Here is a 22036-nt window from a genome sequence, read left to right on the forward strand (position 1 = left end):
GCCGCCTCGCCACTACCTTGAGACGGCAAGAGACCTTGCTCTTGCGAGTTTTCGGACAGCCTTCTAGCCTCCTCGCTTTTCCGCGTAAAGTCTTCACGGAGTGGGGGGAACATCGAACGTCGACGGTGATGCCGTTTCGGTATGCGCTGCCTGTGTTTGGGTTCCCTGGCTTTTTTCCGTGAGAATACGCACGGTTTCGGCGATTTCTTCCTCGGTGACGCTTTGCCGAAGCCGTTCCATGTCGTTCATGATGCCGGCAAAGCGCACCGCTTCCGCAGCACTCACCCACGCCAACTGCAGTCTTTCCGGGCGAAGACCCAGCTTTTCCATTTTCTTTCTTACCTTTTCAATGCGCTTTTCCGTCCAATGATTGGCGTTGATGTAGTGGCAGTCCCCGATGTGGCAGCCGCTTACCAAAACCACCGGGGCTCCTTGACGGAACGCATGCCAAATAAAGGATTCGGCTACCCTTCCAGAACACATGGTTCGAATGAGCCGAGCGTTGGGTGGATACTGTAGTCGGGACACGCCCGCATTGTCGGCTCCAGCATAGGAACACCAGTTACATGCAAAGGTCAGAATCTTTTCGTGGGGTTTTTCAGCCAGCAGGGTTTCGATCTGCCCCACAATCTGAGCGTCGGTGAAATGGTTCATGACGATGGCGTTTGTGGGACATTCCGCGGCGCATGTTCCGCATCCGGCACAGGCCGCCGCCGTGACCACAGCCGCCGTTTTCTTTTTCTTGTCAACGGCAATGGCATTGTAGGGGCACACTTGGGCGCATCGTCCGCAGGAGATACAGTGTTCCGTAACCACTTCGGCGGTAATGGGATCGGTAAGGATTTCCCCCCATTGCATGAGGCGCATGGCTCGAGCCGCCGCCGCGGAAGCCTGCGTCACACTGTCCTTGATGTCTTTGGGACCTTCGGCGCACCCGGCAAAGAAGATGCCTCGTGTGGCGGCATCGACCGGTTGCAGTTTGGGATGGGCCTCGAGAAAGAAACCGTCGGGGGTGAGCTGCAAGCCGAGCATTTCTTGAATCTTTCGCGTGCTTTCCGAGGGTTGCATGCCGACGGCCAAAACGAGCATGTCCAGATCATGAAATTCCAAACGCCCGGTGGCCGCATTTTCCACGGCGACCCGTAACCCTCCGTCAGGGCGTTCTTCCACCGTGCCGGGAAGTCCTCGAATATAACGGACACCCATGCGTCGACTGCGCGTGTACAAATCTTCAAACCCTTTTCCAAAGGCTCGAATATCGATGTAAAATACCTTAACGTCCAATGCAGGATCATGTTCCTTAAGCACCAAAGTGCTCTTGATGGTATTCATGCAACACACGTTGGAACAATAACCGTGGCCTTTTCGAGCGGACCGGGATCCGACGCATTGAACGAAGCCTATGGAACGTGGAGGCTTGCGGTCCGAGAGGCGGATTACGTGTCCTTTGGTCGGCCCCGCCGCATTGATGAGGCGTTCCAATTCCAGACTGGTAAGCACATTGGGAAAGCGGGTGTATCCGTATTCATCCAGTTCCGTGGGATCATAACTTTCCATGCCGATGGCGACCACAACGGTTCCGACGGTGACTTCGATTTCTTGGTCGGACATATCGAAATGAATGCAGCCCTTTTCGCACACGGCAACACATTTGGCGCATACCGCCGGATTGTGCCCAAGGCATTCGTGAGCGTTGAGCACATACGCTGAAGGGACCGCCTGCGGAAACGGGGAATAGATGGCTTTTCGGGATGAGAGGCCCTGATTGAATTCGTCCGGACGCACCACCGGGCAGACTCGAGCACATTCCCCGCAGGCTGTGCACGCCTTTTCATCCACGTAACGGGCCTTCTTAAGAATTTTCACTCGAAAATTTCCAACATAACCCGAAATATCGGTGACTTCACTCAGGGTCAAAAGGGTGATGCGAGGATGCCGACCGGCATCTGCCATTTTCGGCCCGAGAATTCAGATGGAACAGTCCATGGTTGGAAAGGTCTTGTCCAACTGCGCCATCATGCCGCCGATGCTCGGCCTTTTTTCCACCAAAACGACGTCAAAGCCGCTGTCGGCAAGATCCAGGGCCGCCTGAATGCCCGCCACACCGCCTCCGATGACAAGGGTTTTTTTTGTGAGGGGCACACGCTGAGGATGCAGCGGATAAAGGTGACGCACGCGGGAGACGGCCATACGGGCCAGGTCTGTGGCTTTTGCGGTGGCGGCTTGAGGGTCGTGCATGTGCACCCAGCTGCACTGTTCTCGAAGGTTCGCCATTTCCAACAGAAAAGGATTGAGCCCGGCATCCCGCATCATCTGACGAAAGGTGGTTTCATGCAGTCGAGGGGAACAGGAAGCCACCACCACACGATTGAGCCCGAGGCTTTCGATGTCCTGTTTGATGACCTGTTGGCCGGGTTCGGAACAGGCGTAAGGGACTTCTCGAGCCACCACCACGTCTTCCATATCCTGAACATTGCGAGCGACGGCGCTGCAATCTACGACCTTCGCGATGTTTAACCCGCAATGGCATACATAGACGCCGACTCGAGGCGGTGTGGACAAAAAGCCGGAGGCATCCATGGGGTTCTTCTCCTTGTCATTCCCATTGAATCGTTTTCGCCAGAAGCGAGGTGAGATCCATCATTTCCATGCTGAGTTCTTTTCCATGAAAGGGATCTTCCATGGCACATCGAAGATGAATCTGGCATTTCGGGCAGGCTGTCACCAGAAGATCACTGCCTGTATCTTTAGCCTGGCGTAAGCGCTTGAGCTGCAGTGCCTTGGTGTGGCGGTCGCACCCGGTCCAGGCGCAATTACCGCAGCACAGGGCCGACTGCCCTTGATCCGCCATTTCCTTAAAGCCGGCGAGGGCCAGGCGTTCCAGAAGTTTACGTGGAAGGTCCGCTTTCTTTTCCAAACGACTGAGCCGGCAGGGATCCTGAAAGGTGACTTTTCGGTTGAAATCCTTGAATCCGATGGCCCCTTTGGCAATATGTTCTTCGGCCACTTCAAGGATGTGCCTCACGCGACACGGAAGATTCAGGCCGTGTTCTGGATAGTGGTGGGCCAGGGTATGGTAACATTCAGGACAAGCCGTGATGATTTCCCGAATCCCGGCGGCGTGAAAGGCTTCGGTATTGAGGCGTGCCAGTTTCAAGAAGTTTTCCCGATCTCCCGACCAGAGCAGATCATGCCCACAACAACGTTCGTGGGGAAGAACCCGGGGACGGATGTCGAAAAAGTTCAAAAGACGCAGGGCATCCTGAAGAACGACATTGGTACGCACTTCCGGAAACCGCGTGAAATACGTGTCAAAATAGGGAGCGCATCCTCCAAAGAACAACACCGGACTTTCCGAATCCACCTCAATGCCGGCTTCTAGATCATCCCACCGTTGCGGCTGAAGATCCGGGGAGGTCATGGTACGCATCAAGGACTGAAAAAATCCGCCGTGCGCCAAGGGGAGCGAATCATTTCCGGAACCATAGAGGGATCGAAGATCGCGAATAAAGTCCGGAAAATGCACTCCGGACGGGCAACGATCGTCGCAAAGGCCACAGGTGATGCAGCTCCAAAGACCACTGAGCACTTCCGGGGCCTCCAAGGCGCCGGTCATCAAATGCGTGGCCATGCCGCGCGGTGAAAACGTTTTGCCGGTTAAGGTCAAAGGACAGGCGGAAGAGCATTTGCCGCAATCCTGGCAGGCATAGATATCATGCCTTGTCAAAAGCGATGCTACGGCCGTTTCTGAAACCTGGGGTTTCTGCCCCAAAGTTTTAGAAAGGATCGGTGTTTTTCCCAAAGCACGAAGATCTCGGCAAAATCCTTCCAAAAAAGCCAGCATATTGGAAGCGTCGTCGGGGAGAAACCCGCCCCATCGCAGTCGATCTTCCCCAAGACCAAGCATCTTCAAAACATTCCGCATATACTTGATGCGGGACAAGGCCGCCGAACTTCCCATGCCGTATCGGCAGGATCCGGTTTCGCATCCGGCCAAAAGCACGCCGTCGGCACCCATTTCAAAGCATTTGAGGATCAGAGCTCGAGTGACACGACCGCTGCAGGGCACGCGGACCATACGGATTTCTTCGGGGATCGCATCCTTTCGGTCCTGAAGGGTCTGAAAGGCGGCGTGAGGTCCCCAGTTACACAAGAACAAGACCACATGGAGTTTATTCATGATGGATATCCATGACCTCAGTGGCTCATGCCAGAATTTCCTGAATCATCTGTTCCAAAACGGTCCGATCCCGATACGGACTGTCGGCGGCGTTGGACGGGCACATGGCGATGCAGTTGCCGCATCCTTTACAGAGGGCTTCATCCACCGAGGCGGTGCCGTATCCCCATTCGTTTTGATAAATACTGACGGCATGGTGCGGACACACTTCGGCGCATCGGCCGCATCCGCGGCATCGAGACGCATCGATGGTCACTGTATAACCTTTGCTGTGACGTGGGCGCCGTGGCATCACGGCCGCCGCCAAAACCGCCGCTGCCGCCCCTTTAATCCTTTGGGAAATGGGAATCCCGGGCGGGTTGGCCAAAAAGAGTCCGGGAACCGATGTGGCTCCGGGATAGAAAAAGGGCACTCCAGGAACCCCCCGCCGTTGCATGGTCCATTCCACGGGGCGTGGCGGCAGATTTTCGTAAGGGACATAAGGGATGCGACGACGAGATCTTTCTCCCAAAATGACCGCTCCGGCATGAAACACCTGCGGAACACCGTCGATGAAGGCCATGATGTGAAAAGAGCCGACCGTGCCTTTGAGTCCCCTGATGTCCGCGTTCCGAAACACTTGAACATTGGGATGGTTCGGCATGGCTTCTTCGTCGGCTTCTTCTTGAGTTCCGGTGAAAAGCAAAACATCCATGCCGCATTGGGTCAAAGTCAAAGCACTTTTTAAGGCCGCGGACGATGAGCCGATAACGGCTGTGGTGAAATTATAAGGTCGGGCCGGCGCGGGCATGGGCTTCAATTTTCGTGTTCGCCCGATGGATCGTTCCAGAAGCCCCTTGAAACGTTCAAAGGCGATGTCTTGTCCCTGGGCCAAAAACCGAAGAGCTTCTCCGCGCAGGTTACAGGTTTCCACCATGGCTCGGCTGATTCCGGTGGCGTTAAAAAGAGCTGACTTCAATCGGCTGCGCTGATCCGTGCAGGCGCTGCACACAAAATCCAGAGGGCAACACACACAAGAGGCCAGGACCACACGTGTCAGTCCCTTTTCTCGAATGGTTTGCACAAGATATCGAGTTTTTTCAGGGTTGCAGGCGGAAGGGAGCACTTCCGCGTGCACTATATCGGGCCGATCCCGCAAGGACGTCACATAGTCTGTCATGGCCTCGGACCAGCCTAGGGAATCGTTGCAGCGGCAGACAAAGACACCAATACGCACCTGCGAGGCCAAGGGAGGATCCGGTGGGACAAAAGACAAGCCATGGCCTTTCATGCGTTGGGCGTTCTCTCCGAGAAGCACCATGGCTTCTCCAGCTGCGGCGAAACCCCGCAGCATCATGGCATACACGTCTTCTCGGCCAAATCCCTTGGGGCTGTAGGCCCTGAGCACATCTTCACCGCGAATGGATGGAGCCAGATTGGGGTCCGCCAAGATGACCACACCGGCCTGTTCGACCACTTCCTGAACCACCTGCCCATGATTGACGGCGCCACAGCCGTTACAGACTTCAAGGCACTGGAGGCATTCGGCACAGACACCGCATTGCAGACAGCGTTCAGCTTCCGAATGCACCTGAACCTCGGAAAGCCCCAAGCAGACTTCGCTGAAATCACAGGTGCGGCGCGATGGGTCCACATGGGCGGAAGCCGGTCGTCCACGAAACACAAGGTTTTCGGGAATGGGTCGAAGTTCTCGATTTTCAGGGCGAATGGAGACGGGTTTCACGTCTTCGCAGGACAAAGTTCTATGAACGGCCAAAGCAGCCCGCCGTCCCGACGCCATCGCCTGGACCACCGAAGAAGGTCCCGAGACCACATCCCCTGCGGCATAGATACCGGCACGGGATGTGCCTCCCTGGGTATCGACGATGAGAAGTCCCTGGGCGTTCACGGCAAGGGCCGGAGCCGGAACCCCGAAAACAGTGGCATCGGGTTGCTGCCCGATAGCCACAAAGGCACGACGGCACGGCCTAAGGAAGGGTTGGGCTCCGGGCTTGGTCACCGGCCACGGGATTCCCTTGGCATCGGGAGGACCGGGAATGGTTTCCACACAGCGCAGATGCGTCAATCGACCGTTTTCTCCAAGAAAAGCCGTCACCCGTGTGCGGTCGATCACCCGAACACCTTCCAGACGAGCTTCCTTGACTTCCTCGGGATCCGCCGGAATCAGATCTTTGGGAAACCAGGACAGAAGGGTCACTCGAGCCTTAAGGCGCACCAGCACTCGAGCCAGATCAAAGGCGGCGTTCCCGTCTCCGATAACCACCACATCTTCCGGCAGATGGGAAACCTCGCCTCGATGCACCGAGGACAAAAACTCGACGCACCCATGCACCCCGTCAAGGTCTTCGCCCGGAACTCCAAGCGAACGGTCTTTCCAGGTGCCTACGGCCACGATCACAGCGTCATAGTCTTGAGACAATGTGTCCAGTCGGCTCAGATCCACGGCATGGGAGGTGATCATGCGCACCCCGAGGGATTGAATCCATTGAATTTCTCGATCCAAAACGTCCCGAGGCAGGCGATGAGGCCCAATGCCGTAACGAAGCAATCCACCCAGCTGGGCTTCTTTTTCAAAGATGGTCACGGTGTAGCCCCATCGAGCCAGATCCGCCGCGGCGGCCAATCCGGCCGGGCCGGACCCGATAACGGCGATTTTTTCGGGCCTGCGAGGGGCCGTGTGGGCAGTGGAAACCGATGGCGCTTCATCCGCAAGAAAACGTTTGATGTCCTTGATGGCCACAGCTCCGTCCAGGTCCGATCGACGGCAGGCGGCTTCACACGGGTGCGTGCAGACACGACCACATATGGCAGGCAGCACATTGTCCCGCCGAATAAGTTCCAAGGCTTCCGCATAAAGACCTGCACGGGTCAAAGCGAGATACCCTTGAACGTTCACGTTCAAGGGGCAGGCTTCCTGGCATAGAGGACGCCGGCGTTTGTCGATGACCGCTCTTCCAGGAAGCATGTAACGACTGTCCAGATGCACCGGTTTGTTGCCGTCGGCATCTGTCACAGGGCATGTTTCCAGACATCGGCCGCACAGTGTGCACCGGTCCTCATTCACGTAGGTAGGTTGGACAAGAAGACGTGCCGAGAATCCTTGGGACGAGTGCTTGATGGATGTGACCTGAGCTGGAAGCAGGCATCGAATCTGAGGATTTCTCAAAATACGAAGCAAACCGGGACGATGAGCGAAATTTAAAGGAAGCCCTGAAGGCAGTCGCCACACGTCGCGGGCCAGTTTGGCATTGAGATCCGGGTCTGGATCCACCAGCGTCACGGGCACACCCATTTCACCCAACTTGTTGGCTGCGGCAAGCCCGGCCGGATTGGCTCCGATCACCAGCACCTTGTGCAGTCGGTCCTTGGCGCTTTCCTTCATGCCACGTCTTTCTCCCCGGACTCTTTCTTGCGCCGCCCTTTGAGGACGGCCAGTCCGTACTCATAGCCCTTGTCAAAAGCAGCCAGGTTCATCTTTTCGGTCCCTTTGGGAACCACATCCTGCACCGTAGTGCGTGCAGCTTCCGGTGAAACGGCCTGGGAGACGGCCGTAAAGAAACCCACCATGACAATGTTGGCCATCATGCGCCGGCCCAATTCTTCGGCAAAGCGTGTGGCGGGAATGGCGAAAAGGTTTTCGCCTCGTTCCCCATGAGAGCGTACCAGGTCCTGGTCCAGCAGCAAAAGCCCGTCGGGTTTGAGCATGGCGATGTATTTGTCGTAGCCTCCCTGGGACAGGCACACGAGAATGTCCGGACGTCGAACGTAAGGGTAGTGAATGGGTTTATCGGCGATGATGACCTGAGCGCTGCAGGCACCGCCTCGAGCTTCAGGCCCGTAAGATTGGGTCAAGGTGCTTTCACGACGATCACCCAGACTCGCGGCACGCCCGACGATCATCCCGGCCAACACGATGCCCTGTCCGCCAAATCCGGTAAAAAGAATTTCCTTGTGCATGCCCTGCACGGCACCGGCTTTCATGAGAGGCCATCCTTTTTTAATGGGTTGCCGCATCTATCAGACGGCATGTTCGATCGTACATTTCAATGCAGGTGGGGCGTTGTTCCTCGACAAATTTGCCCAAAACAATGCCGCGTTCAAAATCCATGGTCGCTTCGGCGGGGTTGGCTCCGTTTTTCACGATGGTTCTGTTCTGGTAGATCTTCAGAGTGTCCAAAGGGCGTTCCTTGTTGCGACGACCGTAACCCGTGGGGCACGGGGCTAAGACCTCAATGAAGGCAAAGCCTTTGTGATGAAGAGCTTCTTGAATGGATTGGGTGAGATCCCGGGTGTGCAAAATGGTCCAGCGAGCCACATAGGTGGCTCCGGCGGCATAGACCAGAAGAGGCAGATTGAAGGGCCGTTCGGGATTGCCTCGAGGAGTCGTGGTGGTTTTGGCCAAAGGAGGCGTGGTGGCGGCTACCTGGCCTCCGGTCATGCCGTAATTGAGATTGTTCACGCACAGCACCACAAGATCGATGTTACGGCGGGCGGCATGAATGATGTGATTGCCGCCGATGGCAAACAGGTCTCCATCACCGCTAAAGACAATGACCTGCAGTTCCGGCCTGGCCAGTTTCATACCCGTGGCAAAGGGAATGGCTCGACCATGCGTGGTGTGATAAGAATCCAACCTGGCGTACCCAGCCGCGCGACCGGAACACCCGATTCCGGATACCATCACGGTCTTGTCCAGATTCAGACCGCTGTGGGTCAGTGCCATCAAGCAGGCCGAAAAGGCCGTGCCGATGCCGCATCCGGGACACCAAATATGCGGCACGCGATCCGTGCGCACCAAAGGATCTAAAGGATGGTTCAAAGAGGCCTTGGATTTTTTCATCGAATATCCTTTATGGCCTGAACGATCTGTTCTGGAGGAATGACGCTGCCGCCGGCATGCCCTACCATATGGCAAGGGACTCGACCCTTGGCGCATCGTTCCACTTCCAGATGGATTTGCCCGAGATTGATTTCCACCGTCACCAGAGCTTTCATGCGCCGCGACAGTTCCTCGACCGTTTCTTCGGGAAAAGGCCAGACGGTGATCAGGCGAAGCAACCCTGCCTTGATACCCTGGGCACGGGCTTCATCTACCGCCGCCAAGCTGCTTCGGCAAGAGACGCCGTAAGAAACCAGAGCCACCTCGGCGTCATCCAAACGATACGATTCCGTACGGAGAATGTCTTTGAGATTGCGGCGAATTTTTCCGATGAGGCGATCCACCATGGCGGCGTGGCATTCGGCCGTCATTACAGGATAGCCTCGTTCATCGTGGGTCAGCCCCGTCACGTGAATCCGGTACCCGTCTCCGGCATGGGCCATGGGAGCGACGCCGTCTGGACCTGGACAAAAAGGCTTGTAACGGTCCTTGCGTCCCTTGGGCTGACGCCGAGACACCGTTCGAATAGCGGAAGCTTCAGGAATGACAACCTTTTCGCTCAAATGCCCGACAACCTCATCGGCCATGATGAGGACCGGAAGCCGATATTTTTCGCTCAAATTGAACGCCGTGATGGTGTGGTAAAACATTTCCTGCGGGGATACCGGAGCCAGGGCGATGATTTCGTAATGCCCGTGGGAACCCCAGCGTGCCTGCATCATGTCCCCTTGAGCGCCGAGCGTGGGAAGACCTGTGGAAGGTCCGGCCCTTTGCACATTGACCACCACACAGGGGGTTTCCGTACAAATACCCAGGCCGATGTTTTCCATCATCAAACTGAATCCAGGCCCTGAAGTGGCCGTCATGCTCTTGACTCCGGCACAGGAAGCCCCCAACACGGCGGCCATGGCCGCGATTTCGTCTTCCATCTGAATATAGGTGCCGCCCACATCAGGCAACCGATGGGACATATGCTCGGCAATTTCCGTGGCCGGTGTGATGGGATAACCGGCAAAAAAACGGCATCCCGCCGCCAAGGCCCCTTCGGCACAGGCGACATCTCCTGTGATGAAATGTTCGCCGGTCCAGACCGCTGGTTTCATGCTTGGACCTCCACGTCGTTGAAGACCCGGCTCAAGAATTTGCGGCAAAGCCGTTCATGCTTGAAGATTCAGGTGGCATTTCCACGGAAAAAATGGCCAGATCCGGACAAATGATTTCGCAATAATGACAATTGACGCAGGCTTCCGGATGCTTCACTTCCGGAGGGTGATACCCCTTGGCGTTAAAACGCTTGGATTCCTGCAAAACATCCCGAGGACAAAAGGCGATGCAGTAACCGCATCCCTTGCACCGATCCTCGATGATGACCACCAGACCCCGAGAGATTTGAATCTCATCCACGTCCAAAGGGGTTCGCCAGAATTTCATAAAAAGACCCTCAACGGCTGATGAGTTGCCCCTGTCTTTTTTTCCCTCATGGTTTATTGGGCTCTGGATACTGATAAAACCTGGACCCAAAGCGCCTAGGTCAGGCACTAGAAAACAGAGCCGCCCATGCTGTCAAGAAATTTTTTGTGAATCCTTCTTAACTACACCTTATCCCCCCTGGTTTTTGACGGAGGGATAAGAGGATTTGGGGTTTCTGACAGACGTGAGCCGATAGGTGTGCTTTGAGGATCGGGTCCTAAACTTGGAACCTGAACGCCTGGAAGGCTAGGGTTCCGAACCCATGGCTGATTTCCCCCTCGGCTTTCGAGGGAGGGTGACCACAGTTTTCATCACAAATCCCGTGACAAAGTGTCTTTTCCTTTGCCTTCGCGTCTAGGGACTCAATCTTCAAGAATTCGACCCGTGGCGGCGCGCAGTCGCACCCATGCATTTTCCAAGGCGATACGACTTTGGGCCAATTGGCTTTGAGCTTGGACCAGGTCTCGTTGGGCTTGCGTGAGACGCACAAGGGAAGCTTGCCCCACGGCGTATTCCTTTTCCACCAGGTCTCGTGTTTTTTGAACTAAAGCCGCGTTTTCCTTTTGAAGCCGGAATTGTTCTTGAGCCCCGAGAATTTGCGCCACGGCCTCCTGCACTTCTTTGGCTGCATCGATTCTGACCTGATGCAAGACCTTTTGAGCTTCCCTTTGAAATTGTTGTGCTTCACGAACTCTAAAGAAGTCTTCACCTCCGGAAAAAAGAGGCACCACCATCGCCACGCCTACACTGGATCCGAAATCGTCCTGCTCCATCGAGGCATCGTTGGTGCGGGATCCTTCCACGGTTCCAAACAGGTTGAGTGATGGAGAGAAACGAGATTGTGTCGATTTTACAAGCGCTTGGGCGGCTTTCAGGGCGAAACGGGCCTGTTTCAGGTCCGGGCGATATTTGAGGGCATCATCAAGAGCCTCCTGAACGGATGGGACTTGGAGCAGTGCGGGATCCGGTTCTTCCAAAGGAGCGAGAGAAGTGTGCTCGTTCAAGGTGCCTTCGGGTAGTCCCATCAGAGCGGCCAGGCCGGTGAGGGCCACACGTTCTTCTTGGTCGGCTTGAATCTTTTGTGCTCGAGCCAGATTGGCCTGCACCTGAAAATTCAGAACATCGCTTAGGGAACCCACTCCTAGAGCTTCTCGAGCTTGGGCGTCCTTAAGTTGCCGGTCGTTAAAGGCTTCATCGGCTTGGGCGATGATGCGGCGTTGGCGGGCCAGTTGGGCCAAAAAATAACTGTCGGCGACGGCGCTCAAAAGCACCCGCTGTGCTTCCCGATACGCCGCTTGAGAACCTTGTTCGTTGAAGCGGGCCGCGGCCAGAGTGAATTCTCTGTGGAAGCCGTCAAAAAGGGTGAGGGTGGCATTGAGGCCGGCGCGATAAACATCTTCCCGTGCTGTAGGGATTGTTCCCGAAGTGATGGAAGAAAAGCCGGAAATGGGAAAATCCCGACCTTGGTTTTCGGCCGGCTTGACACGGCTGGCGCTGGCCGATCCTTCCAGCCGTGGTAGATACCTCGACCATGCCTGCCGAACCTTTTCGCGGGCCTGAGCCGCTCGAGCTTGAGCGGCTTCAAGAGACGGGTTTCCCTGCAGAGCCAAACGCTGAGCGGTCTTAAGATCCAAGACGGCGGGGAGTGGAACGGAAGCCGGAAACGAGAAGGTTTCCTTGAGGGGTGCCGATGTTTCGGCCGGAATTCCAACAGGGAGCTGAACAAGAAAGAAACAAAGCAGGACCAGACTGTGCCGAAGATGAATCCGTGGGTGTCGCATGCTTTGCTTTCCTTTTTGAAATTCTTTCAAGTTTCAGGCGGCCAGAGAATCCACGACGCTGGAAGGAGTTGTTTCCATGTGGTTATTGCGGCGTAACCTCGCCGGTTCCACATCTTCTCGACGTTGAGGCCACCGGCCTTTTCGAGCACGATACAACAACAAACGCACATCATTGAGGATTGCCAGCAGAGATGGAATCAGCACCAAGGTAAGCATGGTGGCAAAAGCCACACCCGCAGCCAGGGTCACGGCCATGGGAATAAGGAATCGCGCTTGAAAGTCCGTTTCCAGAATCATGGGCATGAGCCCTCCCACGGTGGTTACCGTGGTCAGAATGACTGCTCGAAAACGGCGCCTGCCCGCTTCCATCAAAGCCTCAAAGAATCGCATGCCTTCCACAAGGTTTTCATTCACCCGTTCGATAAGCACAATGGCGTCGTTTACCACCACACCGGTGAGGGCCACCATGCCGAAGAGGCTCATGATGGAGATATCAAAGCCCATGAGGAGATGGCCCACGACGGCGCCGATAAGCCCAAAGGGAATGGTCACCATAATGATTAAGGGTTGCACGTAGGATCGAAAAATAGTGGCGATAATGATGAAAATGCCGAGCAACGCCAAAGGAAAGCCCACTTTAAGGCTGGCAAGGGATTCTCGCATTTTTTTCTTTTCACCTTGCTGGGCAAGACGCAGACCCGGGTAGCGTTTTTCCAAAGCCGGGAAAAAGTTGGCCGTAAGGTCCTGAAAGATTTCGTTGGCATTCGCTCGGTCATTGTCCACCGCGGCACTTACGGCCACACGGCGCATACCGTCGGTGCGTGTGATCACGGCATATCCTGGCGCATATTCAAAAGAAGCGACAGACCGTAGCGGCACTTGGGCTCCGTTTGGTGTGCGGATACGAACTTGGTCCAGTCGTGACAGGTCGTTACGTTCATCTTCCGTGTATCTCACCTTGACGCGAATATCATCCCGGCCGCGTTGAATTCGAAGGGCTTCTTGACCGTAGTAGCCTGCGTAGATCTGGCGGGCCAAATCGTCTACCGTCAGCCCCAAGGTGCGGGCTTCGGGTTTCAGACGTAGTCGAAGTTCCCTTTTACCCGCTGCATAATCGGATCGAATCTGGTAAACCCCATCGAATTGTCGAAGCCGTTCCATCAGCTCGTGGGAAGCGGCCACGATATGGGCCATGTTTTCTCCCTGAATCCACACTTCAATAGGCGCTCCCGGTGGTCCCGCTTCCATCCCCTCAAAAGTCAAAGACTTGATACCGGGAATAAGCCCTGTTTCCTTTTCCCAGGCCACCATGATGTCTTTGGAATGGATACCCCGTTCTTCGGAATCCAGAAGGATGGCTTGAATCGCTCCGTAATGGGGACCTTTGGCGGGCGTCTGTCCAAGGGTTTGGCCTACCAGCACCAGGCGATCCACTAACATGGGCTTTCCGGTGCGGGTCTTGAGCCGGTCGTTCAGGCGCAACAGGGCGTTTTCCACGCGAGTGACAGCCTCTTGGGTCACTTCCGCCGGGGTGCCTTCCGGAAATTCAATGGTGGCATTGAGCACAAACCCGTCGATTTCGGTAAAGACCACAAACTTGACAATGCCCCCTTGAATGACACCGATGCTGATCAAAAGCACCGCAATGGCCGAGCACATTCCAATGTATCGCCATCGAACGAAAAACCGCAGTGAAGGAAGATAGATTCGTTCGATAAACGCGTCCGTTCCTCGCTGAACCTTTTCCTGCACCCTGTCAAAAAACGATCGAAACTTTCCAGAGGTGGATTCACGATGATTGGGGTCACGAAGGGTGTTGAGATGAGCCGGCAGCAAGGTTAAGCATTCCACTAAGGAGATGGTCAGGCAGGCCACGACCACCTGGGGAAGAATGGCGATAAATTTTCCCATGATACCGCCAACAAAGGCCAGAGGAATAAAGGCCACGATGGTGGTGGTCACGGCGGCCACGATGGGAAAAGCCACTTCCGCAGTCCCTTCCACGGCGGCTTTTAGCGGCGGCTTTCCGTTATGTCGCTGGGCGAAAATGGATTCTCCCACCACGATGGCATCATCCACCACGATGCCCAAGACCATGATGAGAGCAAAGAGGGAAATCATGTTGATGGTGCCTCCCAGCCCCCAAATGATGCCCAAAGCCCCGGCAATGGACACAGGAATACCCAAACCGACCCAAAAGGCCAGGTGAAGATCCAAAAAGAGCCACAGAAGGACGAGCACAAGAGCTAGGCCGTAAAGGCCGTTTCTGAGTAAAAGATTGATACGGGCTCGCAGCATGTCCGTGGTGTCGTAGAGAATCTTGATGTGCAGAGAAGACGGAAGTTCCTTCGCCTTATGCTCCACGTAACGGCTCACGGCTCTGGAAATGGCCAAGGCGTCTTCCTGGGATGTTTTAAAGACAATAAGCATCACGGCCGGTTGCCCGTTGACATAGGCTCTTAAGGGATCTTCCGTGAAGCCGTCCACGATGCGGGCGACACGGCCCAGCGGAATCATGGCGCCGTCAGGGGTGGCAAGAAGCACCAGGGAAGCTAGTTCTTCGCCTCGGTAACGCCGTCCCATGGTTCGCACGCGAATCTCTTCCCCTTCGGTGCGAATGGTCCCTCCGGCCATGTTGAGGTTGCTGCGGCGGACGGCATCCGCCACCTGAGCGAAGGTGAGGCCGTAGCGGCGTAAGGTGGGTTCGGAAACTTCTATATGGATTTCGTAATCGCGGATACCGAAGGTTTCCACCTGAGAGATTTCGGGAAGGGCCTGAAGCTCGTCTTTGACCCGTTCGGCCCATTCCTTGAGGCGTTCTTCGCTCATGTCCCCTGAAAGGTACACCAAGGCAATGGGACTTCTTAGGGTCACATCCGTGATCACAGGTTGTTCGGCATCCACGGGAAAGGTGGAAATGGCGTCAATTTTTGCCCTGACACGATCCAACACCACGCGCAAGTCGGCGTTTTCCATGACCTCGATGGTGGCTGTTCCCACATTTTCCTGAGCCTGCGTCGTGATTTGCTTGATCCCTTCCACCCCTTCCAGGGCCTCTTCGATCTTACGGCAGATACCTTCTTCCACCTCTTCCGGGTCGGCTCCGGGATAAGGCACACTCACGGTGATCATGTCCAAGGAAAACTCAGGAAAATTTTCCTTGAGCATAAAAAAGCCGGCCATGATGCCCGCCGTAAAGATCAAGACCAGGACAATGTTGGCAAAGACCCTGTTTCTGGCGAAAGCCGCCAGCAGAGATTTCATGGTTTGGATTCCTTTGCGGGTTCCTTGTCCAAATGGGCCACATCAAGAAGAATGTTTTCAAGAGGGTTCACGAGCCGTGTGACGATCACCCAGTCTCCGTCGTGAATGCCTTCCGAAATAAAAGCTTCTTCCCCCTGAATTCGAGCCACTCGGACCGAAACCGTCTTGAGACGCCGGTTGACGGCCAGGTACACCTTGTTGTCATAGGTGACAGCCCATTGAGGGAGCCGGACCACCTGGTTCAGGGTTCGGCCCGGAATGTCGACGACGCAAAACATGCCCTCCACCAAGGGTATAGAAGCTCCTTTGCGGGAAGCTTCTTCCCCGGGGACACGAACGGCTACGGTGAGGGTTCGGCTGGTGCGGTCAAACGCCACGACACGATGAAGGAACCCTTTCCAAAGGTGGCCTTGAGGGTCTTCAACCCAACGCACCTGACATGGCACTTGTTTTAGACCTTGAAACCACGAAAGCTCCGTAGTGGAAGACTTTTCATCAAAGATAAGCCACTGACGGGCATCATCACTGTCTAGAGGCACAAGGATTTCCGAAATGGAATCGTCGGCAAGGGTCAAAGCCAGCGTGCCGGGACTCAGAAACTGTCCCGGTTCTATGGATTTGGATGCGATCCGTGCTGTAAAAGGGGCACGAACTGTGCACCTTTCCAACTGGATCAAGGCCCTTTGGCGTTGAGCGCGAGCGGCTTCCAGGCTGCTTTGCGCTTCGCGGACCCTTACCGGGTAAACCGCCAGGCTCTGTTCCAATAGCTGCAACTGGTCCTGGGCTTGATTGTAGGCCTTTTCAGCCGCTTCCACTCCGGACTTCGTCCCCACACGGCTTTCTTCATAAAGTTGTTTAAGCCTCTGATATTCTGCCCAAGCTAAGTCCCGGCTGCGTTGGAGAATGCTCAGACGCCGCTTTTCCAGACCCCATTCCTTGTTCAGACGCAGCACCGTACTTTCCAGTTGGGACACCAAAGCCTCGGCTTCGGCAAGAGCCGAACGATAATCCCGTGGATCGATTTGAAACAGGACTTCTCCCTCAGGAATGACTTCTCCCACCAGCAGCCGAGGATGCACGGCAATGACCGTTCCAGCCACTTCCGAGGCCACATGGACATGACGAACGGCATGGACTTCCCCGTAACCGGTCAATACCACCGGCACATTCTCGGGATGGGCTTCAAGGACCTCCACCTTATAGGCTTGTTCTTGAATTTCGGCTTGCGCGGGAGGCTTCTTGAGGGAAGCCAGGGCTGCCATAACGGCGATGCCGGCCAGGAGAATCGCACTGCAGACCGTGATTCGAAACAAAACTTTGCGATCTCCCACAATGGTTTTTTGAGCATCCATAGTCAAAGCTTTCGGTCTGTCAGGTTCATGAATCGAGCATCATCTACGAGGATCCTCGAGGTTAAGGCCAAAGGAGACGGTAACGATACTGAATTTCAGCTTCCAGATCCTCATGAAGTAATTCCACCGGGCGAGCTCCTCGAGGACAAAGCAGGTTGGAAGTTGTTCCAAAGAGCCGACAAGTGAAAGGCCGAACCGGGTAGATGGTGCAACCCTGATCGGAAAGATAAGGACAGGTCGTTCCCTGTGCCGTCAGAATGTCACGTCCTTGAGCTCGCAAGAAGTTTCGAATTCGGGTGTCTTCCTCTAAAGTTCGGGAAGGGACGCCGAAAAGGCGGCAGCAATCCGTGCATCCGGGAACGCATTGCATGTCGGGAATGACAGCGTACAGGTCGTCCAGGGTCATGGTGTTTCCCTTCTGTACCGCGATGTTTTCACTTTTCGCCATTCAAGAGCATGGTTTCAGCTCAAGCTTGCACAGTGGAGCCTTGCCGTCGTATGGTGTCCGCGTTAAACGGGCCTTGGCTTCCATGACGGACTATAGAGCCGGAAAGAGCTTTAGGCAACAAGGCCCACGAGGCATGGACGGTTGGTTTGTTGGTTCGCCGGCTGGCTTGGTTTTTGTCGGCCGGTTGAAGGCACGGAGGTGAAAACATGACGGACTGCATTTTTTGCCGCATTGTTTCCGGACAGATTCCCTGCGCCAAGGTCTATGAGGATGACTATGTGCTCGCTTTTCTGGATATCAATCCCCTCATGCCCGGCCACACCCTACTTATTCCCAAAAAACATGCGGAGACCCTCTTTGACATGGATCCGCAAGAAGCTGCAGCCTGTGGTGCGGCTTTGCAAAAGGTAGCCACCGCCGTTTTCAAGGGAACCGATGCCGAAGGCATGAATATTCTTCAGAACAATTACGAAATTTCTGGACAGGAAATCTTTCACGTCCATTTTCACCTTATGCCGCGAAAGACCGGGGACGGTTTCAAGGTGCCTTGGCCGGCCAAGAAATATGGTCCCGGCGAAATGGAAGCTGTCCTGCAAAGAATCCTTCAAGCGTTTTGAGCCCCACATGGTGCCCTTGTGGGGGTTTTGGGGCGGACACACCGGTCCGCCCCTCCACGTCGGCGCGTGGTTGCCTTCCCCCCCAAGAATCGTGAAATCGGGAAATCGCAAATCGTGAGGTTGTAACGTCGCGAAATTGTGAAGTTGTCAAGGAGAGGTTACAAGTTCATTGCGCTTAGAACGGATGCCTCATGGCCTCAGGATCTTTAACCGACCCCTGGCCCTCAATTAACGATTGATGATCTATCACAGGCGATTTCACGATTGAGGACTTCACGATGCTGAGGGCCCAGTGCGCTTCGGCGGTTTTGCCTCGTTTCAGACATCCTGTCGCATAAATGGAGGCTTTACGTTGGAGCGTATGCAGCACCTGGGCCTTCTGTGTGGGGTTGAGAGGCGCTGTGTTGAGGAGCTTTGCCAAGGCTTGAAGGCGAAAACGATCCAGCGCGGGAACCGTGGCGGAAAGCTGGTCTGGGTGTCCGCCCATCTTGATCACCAAAGCCTTCGACACAAGCCCTATGGGATAACGGCACCCGATGCGGAGCCAGAGATCGTAGTCCTCACAGGCGGGAAGCGATTCATCAAAAAGGCCGACTTCGTCAAACAGGGACCGGTGCAACATGACCGCCGAAGGGCTTACGAGGCAACGTTCCAAGAGCCTTTCAAAACACCATCCTGAAGGCTTGGCGTGGTACTTTTTGGGGTTGCGCCGCTGCCCGTTCTGCATCCAGATTTCATCGGTTTGGCAGATTCGCATACCTGGGTTTTGCCGAAAGAAATCCAACTGGGCCCGCAGTTTTTTCGGAAGCCAAAGATCGTCGGAATCGAGGAAAGCCAGCCATTCCCCTTGAGACGCGGAAATGCCCACATTACGGGCGGCGCTGACGCCCCTCGAATGTTCCAGGCGGACTGTCTGGATAGCTGTGCCGTAAGAAGCGAGAAGACGCGGCGTTTCGTCTTCGGATCCATCGTCCACGACGATCAATTCAAAATTCGCCCCTTTTTGTGTCAGAACCGAATCCACAGCTTGCCGAACCATGGCGCAGCGATTTCGTGTGGGAATAATTACGCTCACCAAATCCGGCACCATGCTTAAAACCTCTATTTCAAAAGCTCCCCAGCCAGATCCACAAACAGCCGAAAAGTCCGAGGGCGATCAGGACCGATTCAATGAGGGTTTCCAAATAGGCTGCATCCTTGATGCGTCGACCTCGAGAAGAGCGGAAAAAGGCGCCATAAAGGGCGGCGGCTCCGGCAAAAAAAAGCCCAAAAGGGGTGAGCAGGCCCCAAAACCATCCCAATAATGCCGCCGCCGCCACGAGGACCAAGACCCCCACAATGAATCGGCCGACTCGATTTTCGCCCCATAGGACCACCACGGTTTCACGTCCCACCAATCGGTCCCCTTGAATATCCAGCCTGTCCAAAAGTGCCGTTCGAGCTAGAGTGAGAAGAAAGACCAGCACAAAAGCGTAAAAAAGTCGTCCGAAATCTTCTCGCATATGTTGAAGATGAGGCAGCCACACGGTGACGCTGGCCCAAGCCAGGGGCACGGTGAAAGTTTTGGATCCTGGAATGTCTTTGATCTTCAGCACGGTCGCCTGTTGGGCCCATTGAGATTGAAAGATGGGCACCGCATACAAAGACCCAAAAGCGAGGAGAAGAACCATGAAAAAAGCCGAAAGCACTCCATGGACGGCGGCGCACACCAAAGTTGTTGCCGCTGCCGCAATTCCCGTAGCCGTAAAAAATGTCCTTTTTTCGGCGTAATAGGCGGCTCTTTGAGGATCATTGAGCTGAAGGGCTTCTCGATCGATGTAACGGTTCAGGGTGTGCATGGCAAAGGCGTAGGATGCCGCCATAAAAATGTGAAGAAAGTCGATGGGTAGATTCGTCACGGCGGAAACCGCAGCAGTCAGAAGCCCTGCGGCGGCCGCTGAAGCGATGTTGTTGTAAGCTAATTTTTCTAGGCGATGTTGCCACACGGCCCTCTGTAAGACGCGCGGGTCTGGCTCGAGGCTTTCCAAGAAACGCACCACATTTCGAATCATCCAGTTGGGCGTGGAGGCTCCCGCCGAAACTCCCACCGTATGAAAGCGCGACAGTTCTCGTGGGTCTAAATCCTTATCCGTTTCAACATGGAACGTGGGAACACCGCATTCTTGAGCCGTCTGCACCAAGCGAATGGTGTTGCCGCTGTGTTTGCCCCCGACGATAACCATGGCTTGCACCTTTCGGCACAGACGTCGCACTTCGTTTTGGCGTTCATGAGTGGCCCCGCAGATGGTGTTTTCCACAACCCCTTGAGGAAACTTCTTTCGAAACCGCGTCTCAATCGCCTGAAAGACCTCTTCGTTTTGAGTGGTTTGTGCCACTAAAAGAACCAAGGACCAATCGGACGGCAGACGGTCCAGATCGTTGGGAGATTGAATCACGACGCCGCGACCTTCGGTGTAGCCCATGAGCCCGATGACTTCCGCATGATCCGCATCACCCACAATGATGGTGTGGTAGCCTTTGCGCGCGTATTTACGAATGATGGCCTGAACTCGTGCGACGCGTTTGCATGTGGCGTCGATGAGACCTAAAGCCACGTCCTTAAGGCGGCGACGTTGATCCGGGGGAATACCGTGGGCGCGAATGATCACCCATCGATTTCGGCATTCTTCTTCGGATGCCGCTTCTTCCACCCCTCGTTCCTTGAGCATAGCCAGGACTTGATGGTTATGAATGAGAGGGCCGAAGGTGCACAGGGGTTCTTTTTCACGGGATCGGGCAGCTTCCAGGGTCATTTCCAAAGCCGCACGAACCCCTTGGCAGAATCCGGCCGTTTCGGCCACAATAACCTTCATGGACACTCCTGTCCTTTGCCGTTATTCTTTACCTTGCACGTCAGCATATCAGCGTTTGAGGCCTTCAGCTCAAAAACATAGGTGTCAAAAAGCTTTAGCAGGCTCGCCAAATCAGGCGCGCTCATAAGGCGCCGACGCCATGTGGAAGCGTTCGGGCATCCTCTGGTATACCAAACCAAATGCTTTCGAAGGGCGCCAATGGCTTTGGGTTTTTCTTCAGCAAACAAGCGGACGTGGTCATGGACGGTCTGACGAAAATCTTCCCAACCGAGTCGCGAGCCTTGGATACCGTGAGAGCCGCATTCCTGAGCGATCGCAAAGAAGAGCCAAGGATTTCCCAAGGCGCCTCGACCGATCATTACGGCATCGCATCCTGTCTCTCGTTTCATACGGAAAAAGTCCGACGGCGTGGTCACATCTCCGTTTCCGATGACCGGAATGGAAAGTTCCTGTTTAAGTCTGCCGATCCAGCTCCAGTCTGCTCTTCCCGTATAGATTTGGCGGGCTGTGCGCGCATGCAACGTCAGGGCGTCCGCCCCCGCTTCTTGAAGGCGCCTGCTGATCTGAAGCACGTTCATTTCATTTCGATCCCACCCAAGACGTGTTTTCACCGTCACAGGGATAGAGACCGCCCGTTTGACACTTGCCACGATCCGCAAAAGTCGGTCCGGGTCTCGAAGTAACGCGGCCCCAGCCCCTTGGCGCACAATCTTTTTTATCGGGCATCCAGCGTTGATATCAACGATGGAGGCCCCTCTATCCTGAGCGGCACGGGCCGCCTCCGCCATGACTTCAGGGGTGGCGCCGAAAATTTGAAGAGCTACCGGCACAGAAACCCGAGACGGAACGGCAAGGATTCTTTCAACGGAAGGATCCTGACGCCGAAATCCTTCGGCGCTCATCATTTCCGTAGTGACCATTCCGACTCCGAAGCGCGATAGAACACGTAGGAATGGTCCGTCTGTCACCCCGGCCATGGGCGCCATCACGACCGGAGGGTCCACGGTCACAGTCCCGATTTTCGTGGCACCGCATAGGGGAACGTTCTGATGCTGCATGGAGTTTCTCTTGAATCAAGGACATGGCTCTAAGGAACCGTGCCCTCGTGGAATGTTTGGCCAAATGCCAGTGCTTCATAAGGAGAATGGCAGGGAAAGTCAATGTAAGTCCCATAGAGGGGTGAAACCGCCTAA

Annotated in this window: 14 protein-coding genes and 1 pseudogene; 1 reads left to right on the forward strand and 14 read right to left on the reverse strand. The window is 55.2% G+C overall.

What is annotated here, in order from left to right:
* Positions 1-165: 165 nt before the first annotated feature.
* From hdrA2 to WHS46_13615, 11 genes and pseudogenes are all read right to left on the reverse strand, one after another.
* Positions 166-2580 (reverse strand): annotated as a pseudogene (gene hdrA2, locus WHS46_13565) (CoB-CoM heterodisulfide reductase HdrA2).
* A gap of 16 nt (positions 2581-2596) precedes the next feature.
* On the reverse strand, positions 2597-4180 hold the full coding sequence (locus WHS46_13570) for a hydrogenase iron-sulfur subunit (protein ID MEJ5349703.1): 1584 nt from the start codon (positions 4178-4180) through the stop codon (positions 2597-2599).
* A 25-nt stretch (positions 4181-4205) separates the two neighbouring features.
* A complete protein-coding gene (locus WHS46_13575; protein MEJ5349704.1) occupies positions 4206-7562 on the reverse strand; it encodes an FAD-dependent oxidoreductase in 3357 nt (1118 codons plus the stop codon).
* On the reverse strand, positions 7559-8161 hold the full coding sequence (locus WHS46_13580) for a 2-oxoacid:acceptor oxidoreductase family protein (GenBank protein ID MEJ5349705.1): 603 nt from the start codon (positions 8159-8161) through the stop codon (positions 7559-7561). Before WHS46_13580 ends, WHS46_13575 begins: the two co-directional genes overlap by 4 nt.
* 16 nt (positions 8162-8177) lie before the next feature.
* Positions 8178-9020: a 2-oxoacid:ferredoxin oxidoreductase subunit beta gene (locus WHS46_13585; protein ID MEJ5349706.1), complete on the reverse strand. Its 843-nt coding sequence runs from the start codon at positions 9018-9020 to the stop codon at positions 8178-8180.
* Entirely contained in the window at positions 9017-10162 is a 1146-nt protein-coding gene (locus WHS46_13590; protein ID MEJ5349707.1) for a 2-oxoacid:acceptor oxidoreductase subunit alpha, read from the reverse strand. Before WHS46_13590 ends, WHS46_13585 begins: the two co-directional genes overlap by 4 nt.
* A gap of 31 nt (positions 10163-10193) precedes the next feature.
* The gene (locus WHS46_13595) at positions 10194-10490 is read right to left on the reverse strand and encodes a 4Fe-4S binding protein (GenBank protein ID MEJ5349708.1); all 297 of its coding nucleotides are present in this window, start codon (positions 10488-10490) and stop codon (positions 10194-10196) included.
* A 401-nt stretch (positions 10491-10891) separates the two neighbouring features.
* The gene (locus tag WHS46_13600) at positions 10892-12310 is read right to left on the reverse strand and encodes a TolC family protein (protein ID MEJ5349709.1); all 1419 of its coding nucleotides are present in this window, start codon (positions 12308-12310) and stop codon (positions 10892-10894) included.
* A 33-nt stretch (positions 12311-12343) separates the two neighbouring features.
* Entirely contained in the window at positions 12344-15574 is a 3231-nt protein-coding gene (locus WHS46_13605) for an efflux RND transporter permease subunit (protein MEJ5349710.1), read from the reverse strand.
* Positions 15571-16926 (reverse strand): HlyD family efflux transporter periplasmic adaptor subunit, encoded by a 1356-nt coding sequence (locus WHS46_13610; GenBank protein ID MEJ5349711.1) that lies wholly within the window; start codon positions 16924-16926, stop codon positions 15571-15573. Before WHS46_13610 ends, WHS46_13605 begins: the two co-directional genes overlap by 4 nt.
* Positions 16927-16987: 61 nt before the next feature.
* Complete coding sequence (locus WHS46_13615) at positions 16988-17332, reverse strand: YkgJ family cysteine cluster protein (protein MEJ5349712.1); 345 nt, start codon at positions 17330-17332, stop codon at positions 16988-16990.
* A gap of 248 nt (positions 17333-17580) precedes the next feature.
* On the opposite strand from WHS46_13615, the gene WHS46_13620 reads away from it, so the two are divergent.
* Positions 17581-17991 carry an HIT family protein gene (locus tag WHS46_13620; protein MEJ5349713.1) on the forward strand — a complete coding sequence of 137 codons (411 nt, stop codon included), beginning with the start codon at positions 17581-17583 and terminating at the stop codon, positions 17989-17991.
* Positions 17992-18166: 175 nt separating this feature from the next.
* Here the strand turns inward: WHS46_13620 and WHS46_13625 are convergent, their stop codons facing one another.
* The 3 genes from WHS46_13625 to dusB are packed head-to-tail and all read right to left on the reverse strand — an operon-like array spanning position 18167 to position 21901.
* A complete protein-coding gene (locus tag WHS46_13625; GenBank protein ID MEJ5349714.1) occupies positions 18167-19081 on the reverse strand; it encodes a glycosyltransferase in 915 nt (304 codons plus the stop codon).
* A gap of 16 nt (positions 19082-19097) precedes the next feature.
* The gene (gene ispH / locus WHS46_13630; GenBank protein MEJ5349715.1) at positions 19098-20843 is read right to left on the reverse strand and encodes a 4-hydroxy-3-methylbut-2-enyl diphosphate reductase; all 1746 of its coding nucleotides are present in this window, start codon (positions 20841-20843) and stop codon (positions 19098-19100) included.
* Positions 20840-21901, reverse strand: coding sequence for a tRNA dihydrouridine synthase DusB (gene dusB, locus WHS46_13635; GenBank protein MEJ5349716.1), 1062 nt, complete (start codon positions 21899-21901; stop codon positions 20840-20842). Before dusB ends, ispH begins: the two co-directional genes overlap by 4 nt.
* Positions 21902-22036 lie beyond the last annotated feature (135 nt).

It is taken from the genome of Desulfosoma sp., from assembly GCA_037481875.1.
GTDB lineage: Bacteria > Desulfobacterota > Syntrophobacteria > Syntrophobacterales > DSM-9756 > Desulfosoma.